This window comes from Celerinatantimonas sediminis, assembly GCF_046054195.1.
Lineage (GTDB): Bacteria > Pseudomonadota > Gammaproteobacteria > Enterobacterales > Celerinatantimonadaceae > Celerinatantimonas.
The window spans coordinates 62,435-83,478 of the sequence record NZ_JBEQCS010000008.1 but is presented as its reverse complement, the minus strand read 5'-3'; the positions used below and the strand labels follow the sequence as shown (position 1 = coordinate 83,478).

At 42.6% G+C, this 21,044-nt stretch carries 21 protein-coding genes; 12 read left to right on the top strand and 9 right to left on the bottom strand.

Annotation, left to right across the window (positions count from 1 at the left end; genetic code table 11):
* Positions 1-58: 58 nt before the first annotated feature.
* Positions 59-502 (bottom strand): DUF2798 domain-containing protein, encoded by a 444-nt coding sequence (locus tag ABTQ23_RS11095; protein WP_408615792.1) that lies wholly within the window; start codon positions 500-502, stop codon positions 59-61.
* A 66-nt stretch (positions 503-568) separates the two neighbouring features.
* Between ABTQ23_RS11095 and ABTQ23_RS11090 the strand changes: the two genes are divergently transcribed.
* Positions 569-991, top strand: a complete 423-nt coding sequence (locus tag ABTQ23_RS11090) for a MarR family winged helix-turn-helix transcriptional regulator (RefSeq protein ID WP_408615791.1) — start codon at positions 569-571, stop codon at positions 989-991.
* Positions 992-1,031: 40 nt separating this feature from the next.
* Here the strand turns inward: ABTQ23_RS11090 and ABTQ23_RS11085 are convergent, their stop codons facing one another.
* Entirely contained in the window at positions 1,032-2,639 is a 1,608-nt protein-coding gene (locus ABTQ23_RS11085) for a phospholipase effector Tle1 domain-containing protein (RefSeq protein WP_408615790.1), read from the bottom strand.
* 328 nt (positions 2,640-2,967) lie between these two features.
* Here ABTQ23_RS11085 and ABTQ23_RS11080 point away from each other — a divergent pair, with 328 nt between their 5' ends.
* The 4 genes from ABTQ23_RS11080 (at position 2,968) to trxB (ending at position 6,007) form a co-directional block, all read left to right on the top strand.
* Positions 2,968-4,155 (top strand): MFS transporter, encoded by a 1,188-nt coding sequence (locus ABTQ23_RS11080; RefSeq protein WP_408615789.1) that lies wholly within the window; start codon positions 2,968-2,970, stop codon positions 4,153-4,155.
* 29 nt (positions 4,156-4,184) lie between these two features.
* Positions 4,185-4,613, top strand: a complete 429-nt coding sequence (locus ABTQ23_RS11075; protein ID WP_408615788.1) for an OsmC family protein — start codon at positions 4,185-4,187, stop codon at positions 4,611-4,613.
* A gap of 100 nt (positions 4,614-4,713) precedes the next feature.
* Complete coding sequence (locus tag ABTQ23_RS11070; RefSeq protein WP_408615787.1) at positions 4,714-5,037, top strand: thioredoxin family protein; 324 nt, start codon at positions 4,714-4,716, stop codon at positions 5,035-5,037.
* Between the two features lie 25 nt (positions 5,038-5,062).
* Positions 5,063-6,007: a thioredoxin-disulfide reductase gene (gene trxB / locus ABTQ23_RS11065; protein ID WP_408615786.1), complete on the top strand. Its 945-nt coding sequence runs from the start codon at positions 5,063-5,065 to the stop codon at positions 6,005-6,007.
* Between the two features lie 89 nt (positions 6,008-6,096).
* On the opposite strand, the gene ABTQ23_RS11060 is transcribed toward trxB, so the two are convergent.
* Together ABTQ23_RS11060 and ABTQ23_RS11055 are read right to left on the bottom strand one after the other, a co-directional pair.
* The gene (locus ABTQ23_RS11060) at positions 6,097-6,705 is read right to left on the bottom strand and encodes a thiol:disulfide interchange protein DsbA/DsbL (protein ID WP_408615785.1); all 609 of its coding nucleotides are present in this window, start codon (positions 6,703-6,705) and stop codon (positions 6,097-6,099) included.
* A gap of 20 nt (positions 6,706-6,725) precedes the next feature.
* Complete coding sequence (locus ABTQ23_RS11055) at positions 6,726-7,217, bottom strand: DUF2938 family protein (RefSeq protein ID WP_408615784.1); 492 nt, start codon at positions 7,215-7,217, stop codon at positions 6,726-6,728.
* A 249-nt stretch (positions 7,218-7,466) separates the two neighbouring features.
* On the opposite strand from ABTQ23_RS11055, the gene lpdA reads away from it, so the two are divergent.
* The 3 genes from lpdA (at position 7,467) to ABTQ23_RS11040 (ending at position 10,310) form a co-directional block, all read left to right on the top strand.
* Complete coding sequence (gene lpdA / locus ABTQ23_RS11050; protein ID WP_408615783.1) at positions 7,467-8,861, top strand: dihydrolipoyl dehydrogenase; 1,395 nt, start codon at positions 7,467-7,469, stop codon at positions 8,859-8,861.
* Between the two features lie 106 nt (positions 8,862-8,967).
* A complete protein-coding gene (locus tag ABTQ23_RS11045; RefSeq protein ID WP_408615782.1) occupies positions 8,968-9,627 on the top strand; it encodes an ArsR/SmtB family transcription factor in 660 nt (219 codons plus the stop codon).
* Between the two features lie 89 nt (positions 9,628-9,716).
* A complete protein-coding gene (locus ABTQ23_RS11040) occupies positions 9,717-10,310 on the top strand; it encodes a TetR/AcrR family transcriptional regulator (protein WP_408615781.1) in 594 nt (197 codons plus the stop codon).
* Between the two features lie 138 nt (positions 10,311-10,448).
* Here the strand turns inward: ABTQ23_RS11040 and ABTQ23_RS11035 are convergent, their stop codons facing one another.
* The 3 genes from ABTQ23_RS11035 to ABTQ23_RS11025 all read right to left on the bottom strand — a co-directional run bounded on the left by ABTQ23_RS11035 (position 10,449) and on the right by ABTQ23_RS11025 (position 12,791).
* The gene (locus ABTQ23_RS11035) at positions 10,449-11,351 is read right to left on the bottom strand and encodes a hypothetical protein (RefSeq protein ID WP_408615780.1); all 903 of its coding nucleotides are present in this window, start codon (positions 11,349-11,351) and stop codon (positions 10,449-10,451) included.
* A gap of 233 nt (positions 11,352-11,584) precedes the next feature.
* Positions 11,585-12,196 (bottom strand): hypothetical protein, encoded by a 612-nt coding sequence (locus tag ABTQ23_RS11030; protein ID WP_408615779.1) that lies wholly within the window; start codon positions 12,194-12,196, stop codon positions 11,585-11,587.
* 121 nt (positions 12,197-12,317) lie between these two features.
* The gene (locus tag ABTQ23_RS11025; RefSeq protein ID WP_408615778.1) at positions 12,318-12,791 is read right to left on the bottom strand and encodes an ASCH domain-containing protein; all 474 of its coding nucleotides are present in this window, start codon (positions 12,789-12,791) and stop codon (positions 12,318-12,320) included.
* 385 nt (positions 12,792-13,176) lie between these two features.
* On the opposite strand from ABTQ23_RS11025, the gene ABTQ23_RS11020 reads away from it, so the two are divergent.
* The 4 genes from ABTQ23_RS11020 to ABTQ23_RS11005 all read left to right on the top strand — a co-directional run bounded on the left by ABTQ23_RS11020 (position 13,177) and on the right by ABTQ23_RS11005 (position 17,409).
* Complete coding sequence (locus tag ABTQ23_RS11020; protein ID WP_408615777.1) at positions 13,177-14,409, top strand: PocR ligand-binding domain-containing protein; 1,233 nt, start codon at positions 13,177-13,179, stop codon at positions 14,407-14,409.
* Positions 14,410-14,441: 32 nt separating this feature from the next.
* Positions 14,442-15,494, top strand: coding sequence for a response regulator transcription factor (locus tag ABTQ23_RS11015; RefSeq protein WP_408615776.1), 1,053 nt, complete (start codon positions 14,442-14,444; stop codon positions 15,492-15,494).
* A gap of 152 nt (positions 15,495-15,646) precedes the next feature.
* Positions 15,647-16,813: a methionine adenosyltransferase gene (gene metK, locus ABTQ23_RS11010; RefSeq protein WP_408615775.1), complete on the top strand. Its 1,167-nt coding sequence runs from the start codon at positions 15,647-15,649 to the stop codon at positions 16,811-16,813.
* Between the two features lie 29 nt (positions 16,814-16,842).
* On the top strand, positions 16,843-17,409 hold the full coding sequence (locus ABTQ23_RS11005; RefSeq protein ID WP_408615774.1) for a BMC domain-containing protein: 567 nt from the start codon (positions 16,843-16,845) through the stop codon (positions 17,407-17,409).
* Between the two features lie 84 nt (positions 17,410-17,493).
* Here ABTQ23_RS11005 and ABTQ23_RS11000 read toward each other — a convergent pair whose 3' ends face one another.
* Positions 17,494-18,414: a glycyl-radical enzyme activating protein gene (locus ABTQ23_RS11000; protein WP_408615773.1), complete on the bottom strand. Its 921-nt coding sequence runs from the start codon at positions 18,412-18,414 to the stop codon at positions 17,494-17,496.
* Positions 18,415-18,477: 63 nt separating this feature from the next.
* Positions 18,478-21,027, bottom strand: a complete 2,550-nt coding sequence (grpM, locus tag ABTQ23_RS10995; RefSeq protein ID WP_408615772.1) for a glycyl radical diol dehydratase GrpM — start codon at positions 21,025-21,027, stop codon at positions 18,478-18,480.
* Positions 21,028-21,044: the final 17 nt, after the last annotated feature.

Sequence of the window (21,044 nt, the reverse complement as noted above, 5' to 3'; positions counted from 1 at the left end):
GAAGGTCAAGCTAATAACATATTGATTAACAGCTAAGAATACCGCCAGATGATACGATTCAAGCGCTGGCTAAGGCGCGCTGAATTTTGGGTTTGACAATAAACACCATCATCATACCTAGGACATATCCCAGCGGCAGTGATTTTAATAACGTGATAAACCAGAAGCTTACAAACTGCGCTGCATTGTGCGCATGCGCCATCGAAATCGTCGAGATTAAGCTCATGATTGACTCAAGGCTTATCGCAATCAGCGCGCATAAAATGAGTTTTTGATAAAGCGGATTCAATTTAGGTAAAGCGCGCTGCACCCAAACAGACAGTTTCATAATTAACAAACCCGCTGTTGGCAAAATAATAACCAGAGAAATAATCAGCACTCTCAACCACTGACTAAAAAAGTCATCGCTTAGCCCATGATTAATAAACGTAATAAATAGTGAAATACATCCGACAATCATAATCGGTGCCGGCAGAGTAATAGCTAACTTCTTTAAATTCATTTTGTATCTTTGGTTATTGGTTGATATTATCAACTATAACCCAAGACCGTTGACATTATCAACCATATGAAAAGTACACCTTTAGAAAGTCACGTTGCTCTTTTAAGTCAATGCATTCGAGAAAGCATCTTTAGTGCACTGCAAGACAAAGGCATTACACTGAGCTTTTTTCAAAGTCTGGTTTTGCAACGCATTGCTCAAGACTCACCATGCACATCGCACGATGTAGTGATCGCGACCAAAAAAGATAAAGCGCAGATCACCCGGTTAATCAATGAACTTATCAAAAAAGAATTGGTGATTCGTAAGAAAAATGAGCGCGATAAACGCGAGTCAATTTTATTGCTCACAGAACAAGGCCAACATTGTGCGCAACTGATTTTGCAAACGCGCCAAGAGATATCGGAAAAAATGACCCACGGGATATCAAAAGAGCTGCAGCAACAACTCGGGGAACTACTAATCACGATGCAAAACAATCTGTCTTAGGAAAAACAGTCCGTTGCTCTGGCAACGGACTGCAATTAAGCTACTGCGCCATTGAAGTTGTATAACGGCTACGTTGGTAGTCATCACGCTGTATATGCGGCTGGTTCGCAGGGCTATTACTTGATGAATGATGAATCAGGGCCAGCGCCATCAATTGCGCCTTAAGCTCATCCGATTCAAGCTGCGCTTGTAGTGATTGCCTGTCTCCGGCTTTAGCAAGCGTTAGTAATTCATCACACAGCGACTTAAATGAATTGCCGGTGCCACTACCATCGCGGGTCATTAAGTTATCGCAAACCTGATAATCTGAAAGCTCCCAAACTATTTGGTCATCTTTTATTTCAGATAACGGCACACCATAGCAGCACGCTAAGCCGAACATAATTCGCAGATATAATCGGGATAGATCTCCCTCTACAACTCGGTTAATCGAGAGCTCGCCGATAAAGTGCTGTTTACCATCAGCTAATTTTTTCTGCTCAACCTGTTGCTCATAATCGAGCTCATTCCACCCCATCTCTTGCTCATCGACAAGAACCTTCGCCAATTTCTCTGCAATGCGCTGTTTTTGAATCTCAGCAATATCTTCTGAAACCTGCTCATCGATTCGCTTAATCAGCTGTTTTTCCATGCGCGGTAACAAATAGTTGGGATTGGCATAAGAGCAAAGCGAAAAATAACCGCCACCAATATCAGAATGAGCACCCGGACCAATAAACTCATAAAAGTGCTCGCAATCATTTAATCGGTTCAAGCTAAAATTATTGCGATACTCAATGTGATCATTGGCCGTTAAGTGCACAGCACACAACACGCGCTCAGGGTTAAGCCAAAGCTTAATATTACCGTTATCGTTGTTATGAGCACTAAAATCAAAATCCTTCAGATCCACAATAGCCGCAACCGTGTCAAACAATCCGGCAAAAGTGATTTGCACGCTTGATGGATTGCTTAAATCAAAATCAAATGGCTGATTAAATTCGTGATTAAGGCTTTCGAATAGTTGTGTAAATTGCGTTTTTAATTCGTTATCTCCAGCGGCACAAAGCTGATTAATCAGGTGTCGAGCAGCCGCTGCGCCCCGGCTAAAACCAAACACATCCAATTGAATGCAGTTAAAGCTTTTAACGCTCATATTGGCAAACTGCTCGGCTATTTCTCGGCAGTCACTTGCCAGTTGCCCGAGAGCGTATGTTGCTTTATCCGTCACGCCAAAACGCCCTTCACCAAATGATTTTGAAACGAGATATTCGTCCGCTTTTTCAATTTGCTGGCTATTACCAGTTCCGATACCGGTAATATATTCACTTAAATAGTAAGTACTTAGCTCATCATTTACTTGCATGTTTGGATACAACTCATACAGCTTCTCAATGTTAGTAATTTCATTATTTGCGCTGCTCCCTTGGACATCATCAGGCCGTTCAAAACAGCTCGTCGAGAGCTCTTTGACTTTAAATTTATTAACTTGAGCCTGACTATAATCGCCTGGACAATGTTCATCCTTTTGATAAAGCTGCTGCCAGGTTGATTCATATTTATCGAGTTGCTGCTTACCCCACTTTGCACTGTATGTGTTGTCATCTGTACCATCGAAAAAGATACCAACCCGCAGCGTCATAAACTGATCATTGTGTTCTTCCATCATGGTTCTCCCTAATGAAGCGATAAGCTTTATTCACAAGCATAAAGTTCACTTTTTAATATTAGTTAGGGACTGTTAATCTTTGGTGGTTAAATTTGAACAAAATTCAATCGCCAAAGCTCAACCGTCCTCCGCCTCCCGCAGCTTTTCATGAAAAATTCATCACAAGATCGCCATATAAAATTTTTTACTATTTAAATCATATCGTTAATTAAATACGAGCTATCTCACCAACAACTATTAGAACACTCATTCCATAAATAAATTGACAAACATCAGAGAGCTTCCTTAATATATGGATCAATTGTTCCATAATTAAGAGTAACCCAATATGCCTATTGCCCTCTATGCGCTTGCAGCGGCGGCTTTTGCCATCGGAATGGCTGAATTTGTTGTGGTCGGTATTCTGCCGACCATTGCTGTACACATGAATGTTGATATCCCTACCGCTGGAGAACTGGTGTCTTATTACGCGCTGGGGGTTGCTATTGCTGCGCCAATATTAACGGCGCTCACAGGTAAGATAGACCGGCGTTATCTCACCGTTGGGCTGATGTTGTTGTTTGTTTTAGCCAATGTTCTGACCACCCTTGCACCTAGTTATTCGTTGCTATTGTTCGGGCGTATTCTCTCCGGAGTTGTGCAAGGGGTGTTTTATTCAATCGCAACGGTTATTGCCGCAGATTTGGTGAGTAAAGATAAATCAGGGCGAGCCATTGGACTTGTCTTTGCCGGAATGACAATTGCCTTGGTGATCGGCGTACCAGCGGGTGCATTTGTCACCAAATGGCTCAATTGGCGCGCAGCGTTTGCACTCATCACTATTCTTGGTCTGCTAAGTATGGTGGCTCTGTTTATTTTCCTGCCCAAAGACTTAAAACAACCTGAGCCAGTTAGTGTCTGGCGTCAGCTATCGGTCATTGGTGTGCCGCGCTTATTGTTAGTGTTTCTGATTACCGGTATCGGCTATGGCGGTTCATTTATCGCTTATACCTATATGTCAGAAATTCTTGGAAAAATCACCGGTTTTTCCATCTCAGCTATCGGCACCATTTTAATCTTCTATGGGGTGGCTGTGACATTCGGCAATTTCTACGCCTCTAAATGGGCAGATAAACAAGGGCCACTTAAAGCCTCAGCTGGCATATTTATCGCTCTGGCCGTCACTTTGTTGCTATTTGGCTTTTTTGCCACCAACAAATTCGTCGTCATTCCACTGATTATGATTTGGGGAGCCGCTGCATTTGGCAGTGTCCCGGTGTTGCAATTGTATGTGGTGCAACAAGCGAAAAAACATTTTCCACAAGCCATTAACGCCTCATCGAGTATGAACATCGCCGCCTTTAACTTAGGCATCGCGATTGGCGCATCAGTCGGCGGCATTGTGGTTGCGCACTTTGGTTTGTTAGCGACCGCGCCAGCATCCGCTGCAGTGGTTGCTATCAGTATCTTACTTATCCTATTCAGTGCTCTTTTAGAGTCTCGGGATAATAAAAAACTAAAAGCATCAAACTATTAATTTAAAAAGTAATTAATGAGGAGAAGACAATGGATATTCATTTAAATCTATCATGGCAAGGCGGAATGCAAGGCTCTGGCCACATCGAAGGTGAAGGGTTAAACACTAAAATCAGTATCCCTGCTGTTTATGGTGGTGCGGGAACAGATAGCAATCCCAAAGAGCTCTATGTTGCCTCAACTGCTGCCTGTTTCATCTCGACCCTGACGGCTATTGCGCAAAATAAAAAACTGCCACTTAAGTCTTTATCGGTTGAAACCACAGCCCATGAAGATAAAGACGACTTTGCCATCAGCCATATTGCGCATGTGGTATTAACCGCATCAGCCACCGATGACGATAAAGAAAAGGCCAAAGCCCACGTTGCAACCGCAGACAAAATTTGTGCCGTTGGCAACTTAGCCCGTAAAGCAGGTGTTCAGGTAAGCGCGGACGCTGATATTACCATCGCGGACTAAAAACAGACGCGCTTAGCCCAAGCGAGGCTAAGCGCTAAAGATAGAATTTTACAAAAATCACGATTATTTATGGACTAATTAATCCATAAAGGAGCAGAGAATGACACAATCAATCATCACATTGGATGACAATAGCTACCAACAAAACCTTAAAAAAGATACCACTTTTGTAGTACGCCTATGGGCACCATGGTGTATGCCATGCCGAATGATGGCCCCTATTTTTAAGGAAGTCGCACAAAAACTCAGCTCAGATAATCTGATTTTTGGCGAAGTGGATATCGATAATTTCCCATTGATTGCCAACCAACTGGGCGTGCGCAGCATTCCAACAGTTGTTGTCTTTAAAAATGGCCAGGAAGTGACTCGTTCAGCGGGCATGATGATGGCACCGCAGTTAGAAGAGCTCATCTTTTCAGCTTAATGTTGACAATCTCAGGAGAATGACAATGGAAAATCATCATCAATTGATTATCCTCGGTTCAGGACCTGCTGGTTATACGGCTGCAATCTATGCAGCCAGAGCCAACCTGTCCCCATTGCTGATTACCGGAGTAGAAGTCGGCGGGCAGTTAATTACCACAACGGATGTTGAAAACTGGCCTGGCTATCCCGAAGGGATCCAAGGGCCTGAGCTTATGATGCAGATGAAAGACCATGCGCTTAAGTTTAAAACGCAAATGGCCCATGACTATATCACGCAGGTTGATTTAAGCGCTCGCCCTTTCACCTTAAAGGGAGAGCAAACCTACACCTGTGATGCGCTTATTATCGCCACAGGGGCATCTGCTAAATACCTAGGATTAGAGAGTGAACAACGCTTTCGGGGCCGAGGCGTTTCAGCCTGTGCCACCTGCGATGGCTTTTTCTATAGAGATAAACCAGTTGCGGTAGTTGGCGGCGGGAATACGGCAGTTGAAGAGGCGCTTTATCTTGCGAATATCGCCTCGCATGTCACCTTAATTCATCGGCGTGATGCGCTTTCAGCAGAAAAAGTGATGCAAAAACGTCTGTTTGACAAAGTGATGCAGGGCAAAGTGACGATTGAGTGGAATGCCACCGTTGAGCAAGTGAAAGGCGATGACATGGGCGTCACTGGCGTTCAGGTGCAATCGACGCTAGATGGCTCATCGCATCTGTTGGATGTCGATGGCGTATTCATTGCTATTGGTCATCAGCCTAATACCACACTATTTTCAGAGCAGCTAGCGATGGAAAATGGCTATTTGGCTATTCACAGTGGCTCTCAAGGAAATGCGACAGCCACTAGTGTGGCAGGTGTATTTGCTGCAGGCGATGTCTGTGACAGCCACTATCGGCAAGCAATCACCTCAGCTGGCAGCGGTTGTATGGCCGCATTGGATGCTGAAAAATATTTGGCAGGATTAGAATAATTCCAGTCTTTAGGGTTGTTCTGACATGCCCATTGGCTGGTAGCACTTGAGAGTGCTACCAGCCAATGGGCATGTCAGACTTTTGAACGTTACTTCTTCAGCAGAAAATTCACTAAATTAATATATTGCTGAACCGATTTGATCGATGAAGGCACAATTTGATAGCGGCCATTAATCACTACGGTCGGAACACCTCGAATATGATAAGCCTGTGTTCGTGCATCCATTTGCGCGATCATATTGTTCACAAAAAAACTATTCACACTGCCATCAAAATCACTGGCCGACACACCATTATCGATAAAGATTTGACGAAGCGCCTGCGTTGAGTCGATAAAATGGTGCAATCGCATGATATGGAAAAAGAAGATGGGCGTGAATTTTTTCTCAACGCCCAACACATCACTGATTGCATACGCGCGCTGTAACAAAGGGCCACTATCTCCACCAACAAATGCCACATGAGTGCGCTTAAACTGAACATTAGCGGGAACCTGCTTTCTAAGGGAAAGCATAATCGGCTCAAGTGCAAAGCAATGTGGGCAACCATAGGAGAAAAACTCCATAATTTGTGGCTGTTTAGTCGCGGGTTGAGCCACTACTTGATAGTTAACACCTTCTTGAAAATGGTCCTGCGCGTAACTGAACGGAGCTAAAAGAACTAAACAAATATACAATCCAATGGTTTGGATTTTCATTGAATACGACCAGATTTTATCTAAAAGATGACGTTATACATGATGGAAAAGACGTATTGACCCAGAGCGAAAAGAATATGAGCAATGATAATATAAACGATAATCGTGAATGGATTGGGAACCTTGCGAGCGAAGAATCCACCGCCTAAGCATGGCATCAAAATCATTAATCCTGCCAACGAACTCAAACAAACCCCAATCAGGAAAATAGGCATAAGCGTTGGATGCGCGATAAATGAAACGCCACCTAATAAAAGCAATAACACCGCATAAGCCACACCAATGATGTAGTGGAAACACCAGCCAAGCGTTTTTTCAAACGAACTAAAATCTCGTGTATCGCTGGTATCGAGAAATAACAGCCCCTTTGGAATCCGACTAACCCAGCGCCCAACCGCGCCCCAGTTGGTCGGCGGAATACCCGTTACCTTTTTAACAATTTCAACCCAAACATCTAAGACAATGGTGGAGCCTATCCCAACAAAAAGGCAGAACATCACAATATGACTCATCGTTTTTCTCTAAAATATTATTTTAAGATAGATAGAAAAATAGAATATAAATCTATATTTCACCAATAATGCACATCAAAACAAAACTTCACATTAATTCATCCACCCTCACAATAATGAGTGAACAAAACATTCCTCCTAGTGGAAAGAGTTCGTCAAATTTGATTTGAATCAAATAATGATACCGAAGAACAAGACATTATTCCATTAATCTATAGAAAGATAGAATAATAGGAAAATGAGGAAAATATGAAAACGAATGTACTCGTCATCGGTGGTGGCCCAGGTGGCCATGTAGCGGCAATTAAACTGGCTGAATTAGGCAAAAAAGTAACGGTTGTTGAGAAATATAAATTAGGAGGAACCTGTCTACATCAAGGGTGTATTCCAACCAAAACTATGCTGTATACATCAGAATTATTAGCTGAATGCTCGCATGCCGAGACAATTGGATTAAATGTCGAGCACATCAGCGTCGATATGCACAAACTCCAAGCCCGAAAAAATCAAATTATTAACAACATCACGACTAATCTTGACCAACTCATTCCAGCAAAAGGCGTTGAATTGATTCGAGCCAATGCCTCACTGATTAATGAAAAAGAAGCATTGCTTCTTTACCCCGATGGCACTGAGCAACACATCGAATTTGAACAACTCATTTTAGCCACCGGTTCAGAGCCCGCCATTGTTAATATTCCAGGTGCTCATTTAAAAGGGGTGATCACCAGCGATGAAGCCCTGTGTCTTGAATCTGTTCCCAAAGAGATGGTCATTATTGGCGGCGGTGTCATCGGAATTGAATTTGCACAGATGCTGAATCGATTCGGCGCAAAAGTGACCATTATTGAAGCAGCCCCCAAAATTCTGCCGCATATGGACCAGCAATTAACCCAAGAACTGGCGACGCTCTTAGAGCGCGAAGGCATTTCAATTTACACCAATGCGAAGGTCCAAGAGATTCAAGCCTTAGATGATGGCAAACTAACAGTCAGTGTTGATAATCAAGGCCAACCACTTCATTTAGAAGCAACGCAAGTGCTAATGGCAGTCGGTCGCAAACCACTAACTCATGGATTTGGCTTAGAAAACACACAGGTTGCCATCAGCCGAGGAGCCATTGATGTAAATGAACAGATGCAAACGAACATCGAACACATCTATGCAATTGGCGATTGTACCGGTGGCTATATGTTAGCGCATGTAGCATCAGCACAAGGGATTGTGGCGGCTGAGAATATTGCCGGTCAACAAAGTGACTATAGCTCAAAAACGGTTCCTGCCTGTGTCTACACACAACCCGAATTTGCCAGCGTAGGCTTAACCGAAGAAGCCGCGAAAAAACAATATAAAACCATCAAAGTTGGCCTTTCATCACTTGGTGATAACGCCAAAACCGTGATTCATAACCAGACTGGCCTGGTCAAATGGATTGTGGATGCACAGACGGCCCGAATTGTCGGCTTACATATTTTAGGCCCTCGCGCGAGCGATATGATCCATGAAGGCGCGTTGAGTTTAACTTTAAATGCAACCTACGATGATATTCTTGGAACCATTCATGCGCACCCAACTATCTCCGAGGGGATCCATGAGGCGGCCGAAGATCTAAACCAAAACGCAATTTACAAGCTTTATCAATAAACTCTTTTTCCCCAACCCTCTAGGGCGAGTCCTTGGCAACTGGGCAAGGACTACGCCCATCTATATGATATAATCACGCTTTCACTAGCATCTCTGGGTTTGTTCTTTGTTTGAGAAACAATTTTTTGAAAATGCTGCTGCGCTAGCCAAGGCCTTGGGCAACGAAACGCGACTCCAACTGATAGAGCTACTCAGTTTTGGGGAGTATTGCGTCGAAGATTTAGCATCAACCATGCATATTTCCATAAAATCAATCTCGGCTCACCTTAAAGTGATGCGCCAGCAGCATCTGGTGAGCTTTCGTAAACAAGGTATTCGTGTCTACTATAGGCTCTACAATGATGAGGTATTAACGCTTTATCAGTATGTCAAAGAGTTAACACAATCGAACACACCATTGACTACGTTAATCGCCGAGAACTCGCTAAAAATCAACCTTAGAGAACTTCTTGAAAAGCTGAGTCGCCAAGATGACTTATTGATCATTGATGTACGCTCTGAGCTGGAATATCAAAAAGGTCATATTCCTGGTGCCATAAATATTGCGGTTGAACAATTTGAGCAATGGAGCGCTCAGTTTTCTCCCCAGAGCGAGCAAACCATTGTGATTTACTGCGAAGGTATTTATTGCATTCAAGCCATCAGTGCAATGAAACATCTTTTAAGCCATGACATTGAATTAAAAGTTTATCAAAATGGCCTATTTGAATGGATAAATGCAGGATTTGATATCGAAGCATCACCATCGAAAACTAAAGTTCGCTAACGCAAATTTGCCTCAACATGGTTGTGGACCTATCAATCCATAAGTAAAATACTTCACATATAAATTTCCCCGAAAAAGAGGACAAATCAATGGCCAGAACTGGACGCCCAAGAGAGTTTGATAGAGACAATGCTATTGAACAAGCCATGAATCTTTTTTGGGAAAATGGCTTTGAGAGCACATCTCTAGCCGAACTTCGCAAAACGCTGGGTCTTTCTTCAGCGAGTTTTTATGCCGCCTTTGGCTCAAAACAATCTCTGTACGAAGAGTGCTTTCGCCACTACTCACAAACTTGTGGCGAGTTTATTTCAGAGTTAAAAAACCAAGACGTTTGTGCCAAACAAGCTCTAAAAAATATGCTCCATAAGACCATTAGTGTCCAAACATCCAAAACCTCGCCTTCTGGATGTATGGCGGTACTATCAGGATTAAACTGCGGCGAAGAAAATAAGGCAGTGGAAGAGCTAACGCGTCACGCTCGACAAAAATCTTATCAAGCACTCAAAGAATGTGTAAAACGCGCAGTTGATGAAGGCGAATTACCAGCAACCACTAATATCGACACATTTACGATGGCCATTGATACCTTCATAAAAGGAATTTCAATTCAGGCCCGTGATGGCGCATCAGCCCAAGCACTTTTTGCTGCTAGCGAGCATATTCTTTCACTTTGGGATCAATAACGTTAAGTCGCCAAGCTTAAATTAAGCGGCTTTGCAACTGTTTAACCTATTGACTGCAAGCATACTCTTCATCGTCTTATCTGCTGCTTTTGAGCCGTCCTAAAATAGGTTGACAGTTTTTAGGACGACTCTCATCGATTAATCTTGCAACACGTTTGGCAAGACATAGCTAACAACATTGGGATGAAAACGAACCCAAAGCCCAGGGTTTTTATCAAGCTGAGCGAGTATTGCGTCATGCTCAGTTGCCAAAGTGGTATTGAGAACATTTTTATAGGTGATTTTTTTAGCCGGAGCAGAATCGGCATCCACCACTGATTGCACAATTTTTTTCGCACTTAAAATAGCAGCAGGGCCCAGTGTTAAAATATATTTAGCGCTGCGACATTCTGCTTCATCTTCAGCGCTAACAGAGCTTCCGCCTGCTTTAAATTTGCTGATATGGTGCTCTAAAATTGTGTTTGAAATAGGAATAATACCCGCGATATCGTTAATATCAGCGCCAGATCCCGGTTTAATGTAAGCCAGATGCGATGCGCCTTGCGCTTCCGGGCCATGCCCTAAAAAGAACACATCCAACCCACCGAGCGCATTCATTTTATCTAGATACTTGTCCATCTCATGAAGAATGTCGTCCGTTTGAGTTTGCATCGGAGTGAATGATTTAATTTTTTTGAAAAAATCATCACCTAATAAGCGCTCAAAATCACGCACAAAGCTAAGGCCATTATCCATATGCATTGGGGCAAGCGCATCTTGGGTGAAGACATTGAGCCGTGCTAACAGAGCATCAATAGAAGAACCTTTGGCTAATTCACCTAAATGTTTATGCAATGCCTGCGCGCCTCTGCCCCCTAACAAAGCAATATTGATATCGCCTTGTTTGTTGTTAGCAACCTCTTGCAGCTGATTAAACATCGCCAAACCAACAGAGTGTTCATCGGGCAAAATGACAGGGTTTATATCATGGGATTGGCTAAAACTAAGTGGCTGCCCCTTCTTAGGGATCCAGGTATTGGTATCAGTAGAAATGCTTGGCATCTGTTTTCCTATCGCAAAAAAAGCAAAGTGCAACGAAATACACTTTGCGACAACCTTGGGGTATACAGAGATCCTATGGACAAATGTAAGTTATGCAAGCTAAATTGCTTAAGCCAGCAAGCTCAGCGATTATCTTTACAGAAAAGCCATTGGCTGGCTGATATTGGCAAGTGTTGCACTTTTAAGTTGAGCTCACGGAGCTTTATCTATTTAACGTTCAATTAGTTTAAATGTTAATCATCATGTTCCACACGATGAATTGAAAAATCTGTTGTAGTTTTAAGACCTGCAAAAGTATCACTTGCTGTTAGCCGTTTTATCAGCTCATCCATAGCATTCGCGTAATCACTTGAGCTCTGGTCTTGTTCATCCAATTCGTAATGAACATCATAGAGTTCAAAATCAAAGCCATCTTGCTCAGCCATTTCACTAAATCCCTGATAAGCCCAATCGCCCGTATTGGCTTTCAGTGATTCAATTTCTGCTTGGCTGTTATATGGATTTTCTTGTCCCTGCAGTTTTTCTCTTTGTTTATTAATAATTGCTAGGCACTGTTTGGTATCAGTTCTGTCGAGTCCTTGATACTTTTCATAAATACCCAAAAGATGTTCAACATCTTTTAAATCTTGTTCTGATAAATCATCCCAGCTTGAGATCATCCGCGCTTTGCGCTGCCATACTGCATGATATTGAGCTAATGTCTTTTGAAACTGCTCTTCACTATTAAAACACAATAGGTTGGCATCAATAGCGAACGCATAAAATGTTTCACTTGGATGCGCTTTAATAAAATTTTTTATCTCTTGCTGGCAAAAACTGTATAAATTATCGACCAAAAATGCCATTTAGTGCTCTCGCTAAATTGTATATTTCACTAAAAGTAACCTGTGTATTCAATATGTTAAATAACAACAGAGTGATGTCCTTGTAAACTAACTTCAGCCATTTAAATCATCTTTTTGAATATTAGACACTACGTGGATAAACCACTTTAAAGTGCTCTAACACTAACAACATTTGCTCATTTGGCTCAATGCCTAATTCAGCACATTCTTTTGAGAAAAAATCCCAATGCGCTTTTTGCCACCATTTAAGGGTTTTATCGCCCTCGCCTTCAGCAAAGGCAAATTCTGCAGTGACATCACAATATCGACAGGTTGTTACGCTTAGGGTTTCAATGACACAGACAGGCTCGCCAGAAAATGTGGTCACAACCTGCAAATGACCAGGCATAGGTCTTGTTTCACCCGCGTGGCGATACCAATAATCCATGCTACAAGTTGCGCGTTTTTCACCACAAAAAATGAGCTTGGCACATAAGTCGGCACTGTGTTGACTGGCGCAAAAGTAATCTGCACTAAAAGATTGATATTGCTGAGCAATCTCTTTGGGTAACGAATTTAAATAATGCTCAAGATATTCCCGACAGTGCTCTTGCATAAAATCCTATTATAACGCTCAAAATTCATAGCCATTGTTACATGCAACCTATTAATAAACAAGGTAATAACGCTTACACCTTTACTTACATCATCACCGCTATAGCTTAAAGGATAAACATAAACTCTGTCTCTATTCGTTTTATAAAGCCCTTTTATAAAATGGCTTGTTTAGCCAATAAAACTTCGCGACAAAGATATATTAAAAATATGACAATTGGACACTTTGCATCACATTACCCACAAAAAGATGATTTATTAAGTCACAATTCTTGCGCCATTGTTCGGTGGTGAATCTTAAAATCTTTTACCTGTGAACATTCTCAATTAATTAATTTTTACCTTTTTATATATTTTGTAATGTAGATTTTTTGAAGGTATCCATCATGGCTTCTCATTATAAACTTACTGAATATATCGATGTCGCACGCCTGCAAACCTTACAAGATAACTTCAGTAAGTCCATGATGGTTGCGCTTGTGATTGTTGATGAGAATGGCGTACCGGTAACCCACCCCAGTGGCTTTTGCGCTAGATGCATTCACTTTCGCAATAACCCTGAACTTGCCAAAATTTGTTACGACAACGATGATGCTGGCGGAAGGGCCGCGATGAAAGCACAAAAACCGGTTGTCTATCGCTGTGATTGCGGATTCATCGAATGTGCCGTACCGATTATGATTAATGGCCACTATCTGGGCGCATTTATCTCAGGCCAGGTCCACGTTGAGAAAGACAACGAGCAGGCTATTGAGTATATTCTTGAGCAAAACCATCTGCGCGATGAGTTGCAACTCAATGTATCTCAAGATTCGACGATTCAAACCATGCCTTATGAGCGCTTTTCGGCTATCTCTTATGCACTGTTTAATCTAGTTTCTTATCTGGTTGAGCAAGCATACACCAATACAATTCAACGTGAACTCCACCAAAAAGAGCTTGAATTAACCGATGAACTGCGTAAACGCATGGAAATCGAACGCTCCCTTCATGAGGCTGAATTTAAAGCATTGTCGTATCAGGTGAATCCTCATTTTTTATTTAATGTCCTCAATACGATTGGCCGCTTGGCTTATCTTGAAGATGCCCAACGCACCGAAACCATGGTGCATGAATTTTCAGATATGATGCGTTATTTATTGCGTAAAAATAGCCGCGGCTTAATTACTTTAGGCCACGAAGTAAAATATGTGCAAAATTATATGTCTATCCAAAAAGTAAGAATGGGAGATAGATTTGATTACACCTGTGACATTGCCCCAAAATATCTAGAAATTATCTGCCCATTTTTAATTATGCAGCCTTTAGTAGAAAATTTCTTTAATTATGTTGTCGAACCAAGAGAAACAAAAAGCCAATTAGATATCTATGCTAAAGATGATGGTGAAAATGTCATTATTACCCTATCAGATAATGGCAATGGCATATCACCTGACGATATTGAACACATTCTTTCCGGGAACCAAAACCGCCAAAAAGGAGGGATTGGCATTAATAATATCATTAACCGTTTACAACTTTTATTTGGAGAGCAATCAAAATTGGAAATTGCTAGCCCATTTAAACCAATGGGTGGCACGACTATTACACTGACATTTCCAATCCAGTACAAACAATAAATTTAGATGAACAACATGTAGCGAGATACATTATGTACAATATTATTGTTGTTGAAGATGAGCCTATTGAACTTGAATCTTTGCATCGGATCATTTCAGAATGTGTGGATAATGCGGTTCTTCATGAAGCATCAACAGGCCGAAAAGCAATTGATCTGATTGATAAACTAACACAGATCGACATGATGTTTGTTGATATCAATATCCCGTTACCCAATGGTAAAGAGGTGATTGAATACCTCAAAGCTAAAAACCGAGATACCAAAGTTATCGTGACCACCGCGAATGACGACTTCGATCTGCTGCGCGCCATGATCAATCTTAAAGTAGAGGACTATCTGCTTAAACCGGTCAAAAAAACAACATTAGTCGAAACAATCAAAAAAAATCTCGGCTGCAATGATAACGATATAGCCGCAACTCGCACGCTGAAAAAAGACTTAAACAAAATGCTTGAAAGCTGCGATTATCCGCTCTGGCATGACTTCATATTTAACCATATCAATCAGGCATTCTTAGATTCTCATCAAGAGCTGCAAACCGCTAAATGCGCTATTTTAACGCTATTAGATACTATTCACCTTTATTTAGAATCAGCCGATGATAACTATCAGGTTGAATTAGACAGCTTAAATATGCTTTCTCAAAAGGTACACCAAAGTAGTTTAAATAAGCTCATCTATTCTCAGTTAATTTTTCAACTCATGAAAATATCTCAAAAATTATTTACTCACGCCTTTAAAAACATGAGTAATAATATGGATTTTTTACGCCGCGCGAAATTTCACATTGAGCATGATATTCTCACTAACGTCACATTAGATAGCATTGCCGAAAAATCGTATGTTAGCTCCTGTTATCTCAGTCGAGCCTTTAAGAAACATACCGGTGTCGGTTTTTCTAATTATGTCACAGGGCGAAAAATAGCAATTGCTCGCTCACTGCTTATCTTTAGTGAATTAAAAATCAACGCCATTGCGCTGGAGTTATCATGGCAAGACTCGAATTATTTTTGTCGTATCTTTAAAAAAGAAACAGGCGAAGCGCCATCCGAGTATCGGCGTATGCAAGTGGATACACTTTGAGCTTGTAAAAAATCAATCCCCCACAGATGATGAATCTGCTCAAAGTTTATCAACAGCGCAAAAAATTCCCCTATTCACGCAAGATAGTGTATGTCGCTTAGCCCATCGCTCTTTTATTCTTAACAAGAAATGAATCATCACACTGGCGGGCAATGGATAGTCATCTGTTCACATCAGAATCAGTCGGTGAAGGACATCCAGATAAAATGGCAGATCAAATCAGTGATGCCATTCTAGATGGCTTTTTGCTTCGCGATCCAAGCGCAAAAGTTGCCTGTGAATGCCTTCTAAAATCTGATGCTATCGTTTTAGCCGGTGAAATTAGCTCATCGGCCACATTTGATATTGAGCAAGTTGTCCATCGCACCATCGAAGAGATAGGTTATGACAGTGCCGACAAAGGATTCGATGCCAAACATTGCCGGCTGATTAACTTACTTGGCCAACAGTCATTGAATATCAGCGATGCTATTCGAGCCAAAGATAATCAAGAACAAGGGGCTGGCGATCAAGGCATCACCTATGGATATGCCTGCGATGAAACGCCCGAATATATGCCTGCGGCACTGCTGTTTGCTCATCGATTAATGCAGCGACATGCCTTCGTTCGTAAAAGTCATACGCTAGATTTTCTATTGCCTGATGCTAAGTCTCAGGTGAGTTTGCGATTTAACCAGCGCCACGTAATACAAGCTCAAACAGTCGTGCTATCCACTCAGCACCACATCGATATCAGCCAAAAACAGTTACAAGAAGCGGTGATTGAAGAGATTATTAAACCAGTATTGCCAAACGCATGGCTAAAACATGATACACAACTGCTCGTTAATCCAGCCGGACCATTTGTCATCGGGGGCCCCGCCGCCGATTGTGGACTAACAGGCAGAAAAATTATTGTTGATACCTATGGTGGTGCTGCTCACCACGGAGGTGGCGCTTTTTCAGGTAAAGACCCATCCAAAGTGGACCGCTCTGGCGCGTATGTCGCCCGCTATATCGCTAAAAATATTGTCGCCGCAGGGCTTGCATCACAATGTGAAATTCAGCTGGCTTGGGCCATTGGGGTCCCTGCCCCAATTTCTATAGATATTCAAACATTTGGTAGCGAAACCATTGCCAAAGAAAAAATACTCGGCTTAATCCAAGAACATTTTGAGCTAAGTGTTTATCAAATTATCCAACACTTGGATTTACTCACTCCGCGTTATCGAAAAACAGCTTGCTACGGCCATTTTGGTCGCAATATCTTCCCCTGGGAAAAAATAGATAAAGCGGAGCAATTACGAGAAGACGCTCATCGAGCAAACTGCGCGGCATAACATCATGAAAATTCGATTAGGAGAACAGTATGTCTAACCATAGTTTAGGTTTAATCGAAACCGTTGGCTTAACCGCCGCGATAGAGGCTGCTGATGCTGCTGTAAAATCAGCCAATGTCACACTAATCGGCTATGAGCTAACCAAAGGCAATGGCTTGGTCACAGTAAAACTCGAAGGTGATGTCGGCGCAATTAACGCCGCGGTTGCCTCTGGCGTAGCTGCCGCCAACCGAATGGGAAAAGTCTGGGCGCATCGCGTGATTGCACGCACGGCCAACGGACTAGATGCTCTGATAAATACTGCCGAAACGGTTAAAGCGCCACCTGCACCGACTACCCAAAAAACACCTGCGCCCAATGACACTGAAGCATCAAAAAGCTTAAAACAAGTTGCGACATCAGATAAAAAACCAACGCAGAGCACGCTTAATGCCCCTCACCAAACGACAGCTTTAATACAACGGCCAGAATCAACGCCTGTTAAACCAGCCACCAAACCTACCAGTAAAACTGCGACAACGAGAACCCGACGAGCCCCACGAAAAACGACTAAAAAAGCAGCTCCCAAAGCAGACTCCGACAAAAGTGGCCAATAACAATGAACCATTGCGACTAAGCAGATAAAAATAAAGCCACACAAATCAATGTATGGCTTATCAAACAGCTAAGGGTTACAAAAGCTAGCCACCAATGTGACACTGAAAGCCAAGTGATTCTATCACGTCACGTAAAGGCTCAACTTGTTCATCGGCCATAACAGGTGTATCTCCCATGGGATAAATTCGCCCCAGCAGAGAATATTTATTTTGGCCATAGGTGTGATAAGGCAATAGATGAATGGTATCCACATTGGAGAGTAATCTGGCAAATTCCCCAATTGCGCGAATTTCATCTGGATTATCGTTTACACCAGGAATCACCGGGATCCGCACCACTACTTTCGTGATAAACGAAATACGCATCAAATTCTCTAAAATCAGCGTGTTGTCCACACCGGTATTTTCTCTATGAATCTTGGGATTCAGCGCTTTAATATCAGTTAATGCCAAATCAACCCATGGAAACACATCTTCAATCACCTCTTTGGGCGCACATCCAGTGGTTTCCATCGCCGTATGCCAGCCTTTTTCTTTACACCCTTTGAGTAGTTCTCGAGCAAATACCGGTTGCTGGAGCGGTTCACCCCCGGAGAGTGTCACACCACCACCAGATCGTCGAAACAGATTTTCCTCTTTTTTAAGCTCAAGCAACACCTGCTCAACCGACATCGTTTTACCTTTGATCTCAAGCGCCCCAGTTGGGCAAACATCCGCACAATGACCACAGTTAATACATTTATCCCGGTCAATGAAAAATGGATTACTCAGAGCAATTGCATGCTCAGGACAAGCTGCGAGACATTTACCACAATGCACACAACTTATCTGGTTATAAACGATTTCTGGATGTGGATTCTGAGACTCTGGATTGCTGCACCATTTACATGAAAGTGGACAACCTTTAAAAAAAGGAATCGTGCGGATCCCCGGACCATCATGGAGCGAATATCGCTGAATATTAAAAAGAACACCCTGCGCATTATAATCAACGTCGTTATTCATAGCACTGCTCTTTAATCTTGAAAAGACTGCAGGCCGCTCATCGAACGGCCTGTTCGATGCGATTTAAAAATGCTGCTCAGTTCGGCTGATAATATCGTCCTGAACTTCTTTAGCCAGTACAATAAATTGCGCACTATACCCCGCCACTCGAACCACTAAATCCTGATGCTCCTGAGGATGTTTTTGTGCCTCAATAAGGGTGTCTCTGTCGACCACATTAAATTGCACATGCATCCCTTTTTTATCAAAGTAACTGCGAACCAAACCACTAAAGTTACGAATACCATTTTCACCTTTTAAGGCTGATGGCAAAAACTTCTGGTTATATAGCGTGCCATTTGATGCGATAAAGTGATCAAGTTTCGCCACTGAGTTAGCAGCAGCGGTTGGCCCTTGGGTATCTTTACCCTGACGAGGTGAAACCCCATCGGCGAGCGGCTCTTTTGCCAATCGTCCATCAGGTAAAGCGGCAACATCTTTACCAAAGAGCACATTAGCCGACACCGGATAAATACCGGCCTGGAACTGGCCGCCACGAGGATTTGTATATTTTTCAACTTCTTTGCAATAAACCAGAGCACACCGACGAGCAACGTAGTCAACATCATCAATATCGTTGCCAAAACACGGGGTATTTTCCAAAAGATGGCGTAGCTCTTCATAGCGAGACAGATTGCCAGTGCTCACAACCGCAGAGTTAGAAACTGTATTTAACTGACGATAGACCTCGTCTTTAATTGCCGCCGGAGATAACGAACTATTTTGATCGATAATTCGTTTAACCACGGCATAGACATCTTGTTCGGCATAAGAGTTTGATGTATTACTTGCAACTTTCTCACCGACCCCATGGCCAAAGTTTGCATCCAATGCGCCTTTTAGCTCTTCAAGCGAGATTTTTCCTTCATCGAACACGTGTTTTTGCATTGCGTAAACAGAGTCGCCACTGTCGGCAATCCCGAAAGCTTGCGGGCCCGTGAAGTTATAGATAGCACCGCCCTCTTGCAAAGATTTTCCTCGACCAATGCAATCATCAACCATGGCGGATAAAAATGGCAGAGGACAGCGTTCGGCATGTGCCATATCGACGCTATTACACGCTTCAACCAAGTTATGGACAAAATGCGCCATCTGTTTTTCAAATGCGCTATAAAAGTCTTCGATACTATGCCATTGGGTCATTTCACCCGTCACTGGCCCTAGCTGTTTATTGCCAACCCGGCCATTGTGCAGGGTAATTTCGAGCACTTTTGCCACATTAAAGAATGCTGCATCGTGCCAACCTTCTGTTTTATTCGGGCATTGCGGTTCAACGCAGCCAATAATGCAATAATTTCGAGCATCTTTAAGTGACACACCACGGTTTTGCAGCGCTGGAATAATCACCTCATCGTTATACATCGCTGGCACACCGAGCCCTAAGCGAACCACTTCTGAAGCTCGGAACAAAAATTCATCTGGCGTGCCTTGCCAAACTCGAATAGAAAATGACGGCTGCGGCAAACTAACGTGAGCGCAGGCTTCCATACACATATAACTCAAACGGTTGGTTGCATCTAAACCTTGTTCATTTTGGCCACCAACACATAAATTTTGAAACACTGCGTAACCGGCAAATGCTTGAGCTGAGACCTCATCACGCGTTTTATTGATATCGTTGAGTTTTATCCAGCAGCAATCCACCAGCTCTTGGGCAAACTCATCAGATATTGCATGATCGCCCGCTAAATATGGATACATGTACTGGTCAAAACGTCCCGGTGAAATGGAATGGCCACTGGATTCGATTTGCAACATACTTTGCAAAAACCAGAATGTTTGGCAGGCTTCCCAGAAGGTAGTTGCGCCAAATTCAGGGACTCTGCGACAGTTTTTGGAGATCTGCTGGAGTTCTTGTTTTCGCTGCGGATTATGCTCTTGCTGAGCAAGTCGCGCCGCTTCGTCGGCATAACGATGCGCATAATTAATCGCAGCTTGATAGCTAATCAATACTGCATGGTAGAACTGTTCTTTTTTAATGTAATCAGGTTTAGTTCTGTCTAAATTTTCCAGCGCACTTGTGACTTCGTCGATAATTCCTTGAAAACCAATTTTCAGAATTTTGCCATAATCGACACAAACATGCCCAACACCGCCAAAATAGTAGTTACCCACCGTAAAGACGCCATTATCCATACTGTCATGCGTTGACTGGGACATATATGACGAAGCCAGCTCACTGGTGGTTTTACCCGGCCAATACAAAAATGCATCATGTAATTGCTGAGCGGTTTGTTTTTCAATAATAAATGGGTCAGCCATTCGCGAAGCCATCGTCTCGAACTCTTTTTCTACCCAATCGAATGAAAACTCAGGGCAGATTTCAGTCGAACGCGGATGCTTGGTTACCGACCCAACAATCAGCTCATCAGGGCGAATAGTCACCGGCAATTCATTGAATATTTTTTCAACCATTTTTGCCCGGCGCATAACAGCAGGCAAATGTTGATTCTCTTTATGGGCCTCGGTTGCTAGCACGGCTCGTTCGGATTCTACATAAGGTTTAGCTTGCAGAATCATGGTTTTGAGTCTTACAACACGATCGGTCGGATTAGAAAAACCTTTCTCTAACATAGAATTACTCCCGAAAT

Coding starts and splice junctions, on each gene's coding strand:
- ABTQ23_RS11095 (WP_408615792.1), bottom strand. CDS start 502: ATGAATTTAAAGAAGTTAGCTATTACTCTGCCGGCACCGATTATGATT.
- ABTQ23_RS11075 (WP_408615788.1), top strand. CDS start 4,185: ATGGATATTCATTTAAATCTATCATGGCAAGGCGGAATGCAAGGCTCT.
- ABTQ23_RS11070 (WP_408615787.1), top strand. CDS start 4,714: ATGACACAATCAATCATCACATTGGATGACAATAGCTACCAACAAAAC.
- ABTQ23_RS11030 (WP_408615779.1), bottom strand. CDS start 12,196: ATGGCATTTTTGGTCGATAATTTATACAGTTTTTGCCAGCAAGAGATA.
- ABTQ23_RS11015 (WP_408615776.1), top strand. CDS start 14,442: ATGTACAATATTATTGTTGTTGAAGATGAGCCTATTGAACTTGAATCT.
- ABTQ23_RS11055 (WP_408615784.1), bottom strand. CDS start 7,217: ATGAGTCATATTGTGATGTTCTGCCTTTTTGTTGGGATAGGCTCCACC.
- lpdA (WP_408615783.1), top strand. CDS start 7,467: ATGAAAACGAATGTACTCGTCATCGGTGGTGGCCCAGGTGGCCATGTA.
- ABTQ23_RS11090 (WP_408615791.1), top strand. CDS start 569: ATGAAAAGTACACCTTTAGAAAGTCACGTTGCTCTTTTAAGTCAATGC.
- metK (WP_408615775.1), top strand. CDS start 15,647: ATGGATAGTCATCTGTTCACATCAGAATCAGTCGGTGAAGGACATCCA.
- ABTQ23_RS11000 (WP_408615773.1), bottom strand. CDS start 18,414: ATGAATAACGACGTTGATTATAATGCGCAGGGTGTTCTTTTTAATATT.
- ABTQ23_RS11040 (WP_408615781.1), top strand. CDS start 9,717: ATGGCCAGAACTGGACGCCCAAGAGAGTTTGATAGAGACAATGCTATT.
- trxB (WP_408615786.1), top strand. CDS start 5,063: ATGGAAAATCATCATCAATTGATTATCCTCGGTTCAGGACCTGCTGGT.
- ABTQ23_RS11060 (WP_408615785.1), bottom strand. CDS start 6,705: ATGAAAATCCAAACCATTGGATTGTATATTTGTTTAGTTCTTTTAGCT.
- ABTQ23_RS11025 (WP_408615778.1), bottom strand. CDS start 12,791: ATGCAAGAGCACTGTCGGGAATATCTTGAGCATTATTTAAATTCGTTA.
- ABTQ23_RS11080 (WP_408615789.1), top strand. CDS start 2,968: ATGCCTATTGCCCTCTATGCGCTTGCAGCGGCGGCTTTTGCCATCGGA.
- ABTQ23_RS11085 (WP_408615790.1), bottom strand. CDS start 2,639: ATGATGGAAGAACACAATGATCAGTTTATGACGCTGCGGGTTGGTATC.
- ABTQ23_RS11035 (WP_408615780.1), bottom strand. CDS start 11,351: ATGCCAAGCATTTCTACTGATACCAATACCTGGATCCCTAAGAAGGGG.
- grpM (WP_408615772.1), bottom strand. CDS start 21,027: ATGTTAGAGAAAGGTTTTTCTAATCCGACCGATCGTGTTGTAAGACTC.
- ABTQ23_RS11020 (WP_408615777.1), top strand. CDS start 13,177: ATGGCTTCTCATTATAAACTTACTGAATATATCGATGTCGCACGCCTG.
- ABTQ23_RS11005 (WP_408615774.1), top strand. CDS start 16,843: ATGTCTAACCATAGTTTAGGTTTAATCGAAACCGTTGGCTTAACCGCC.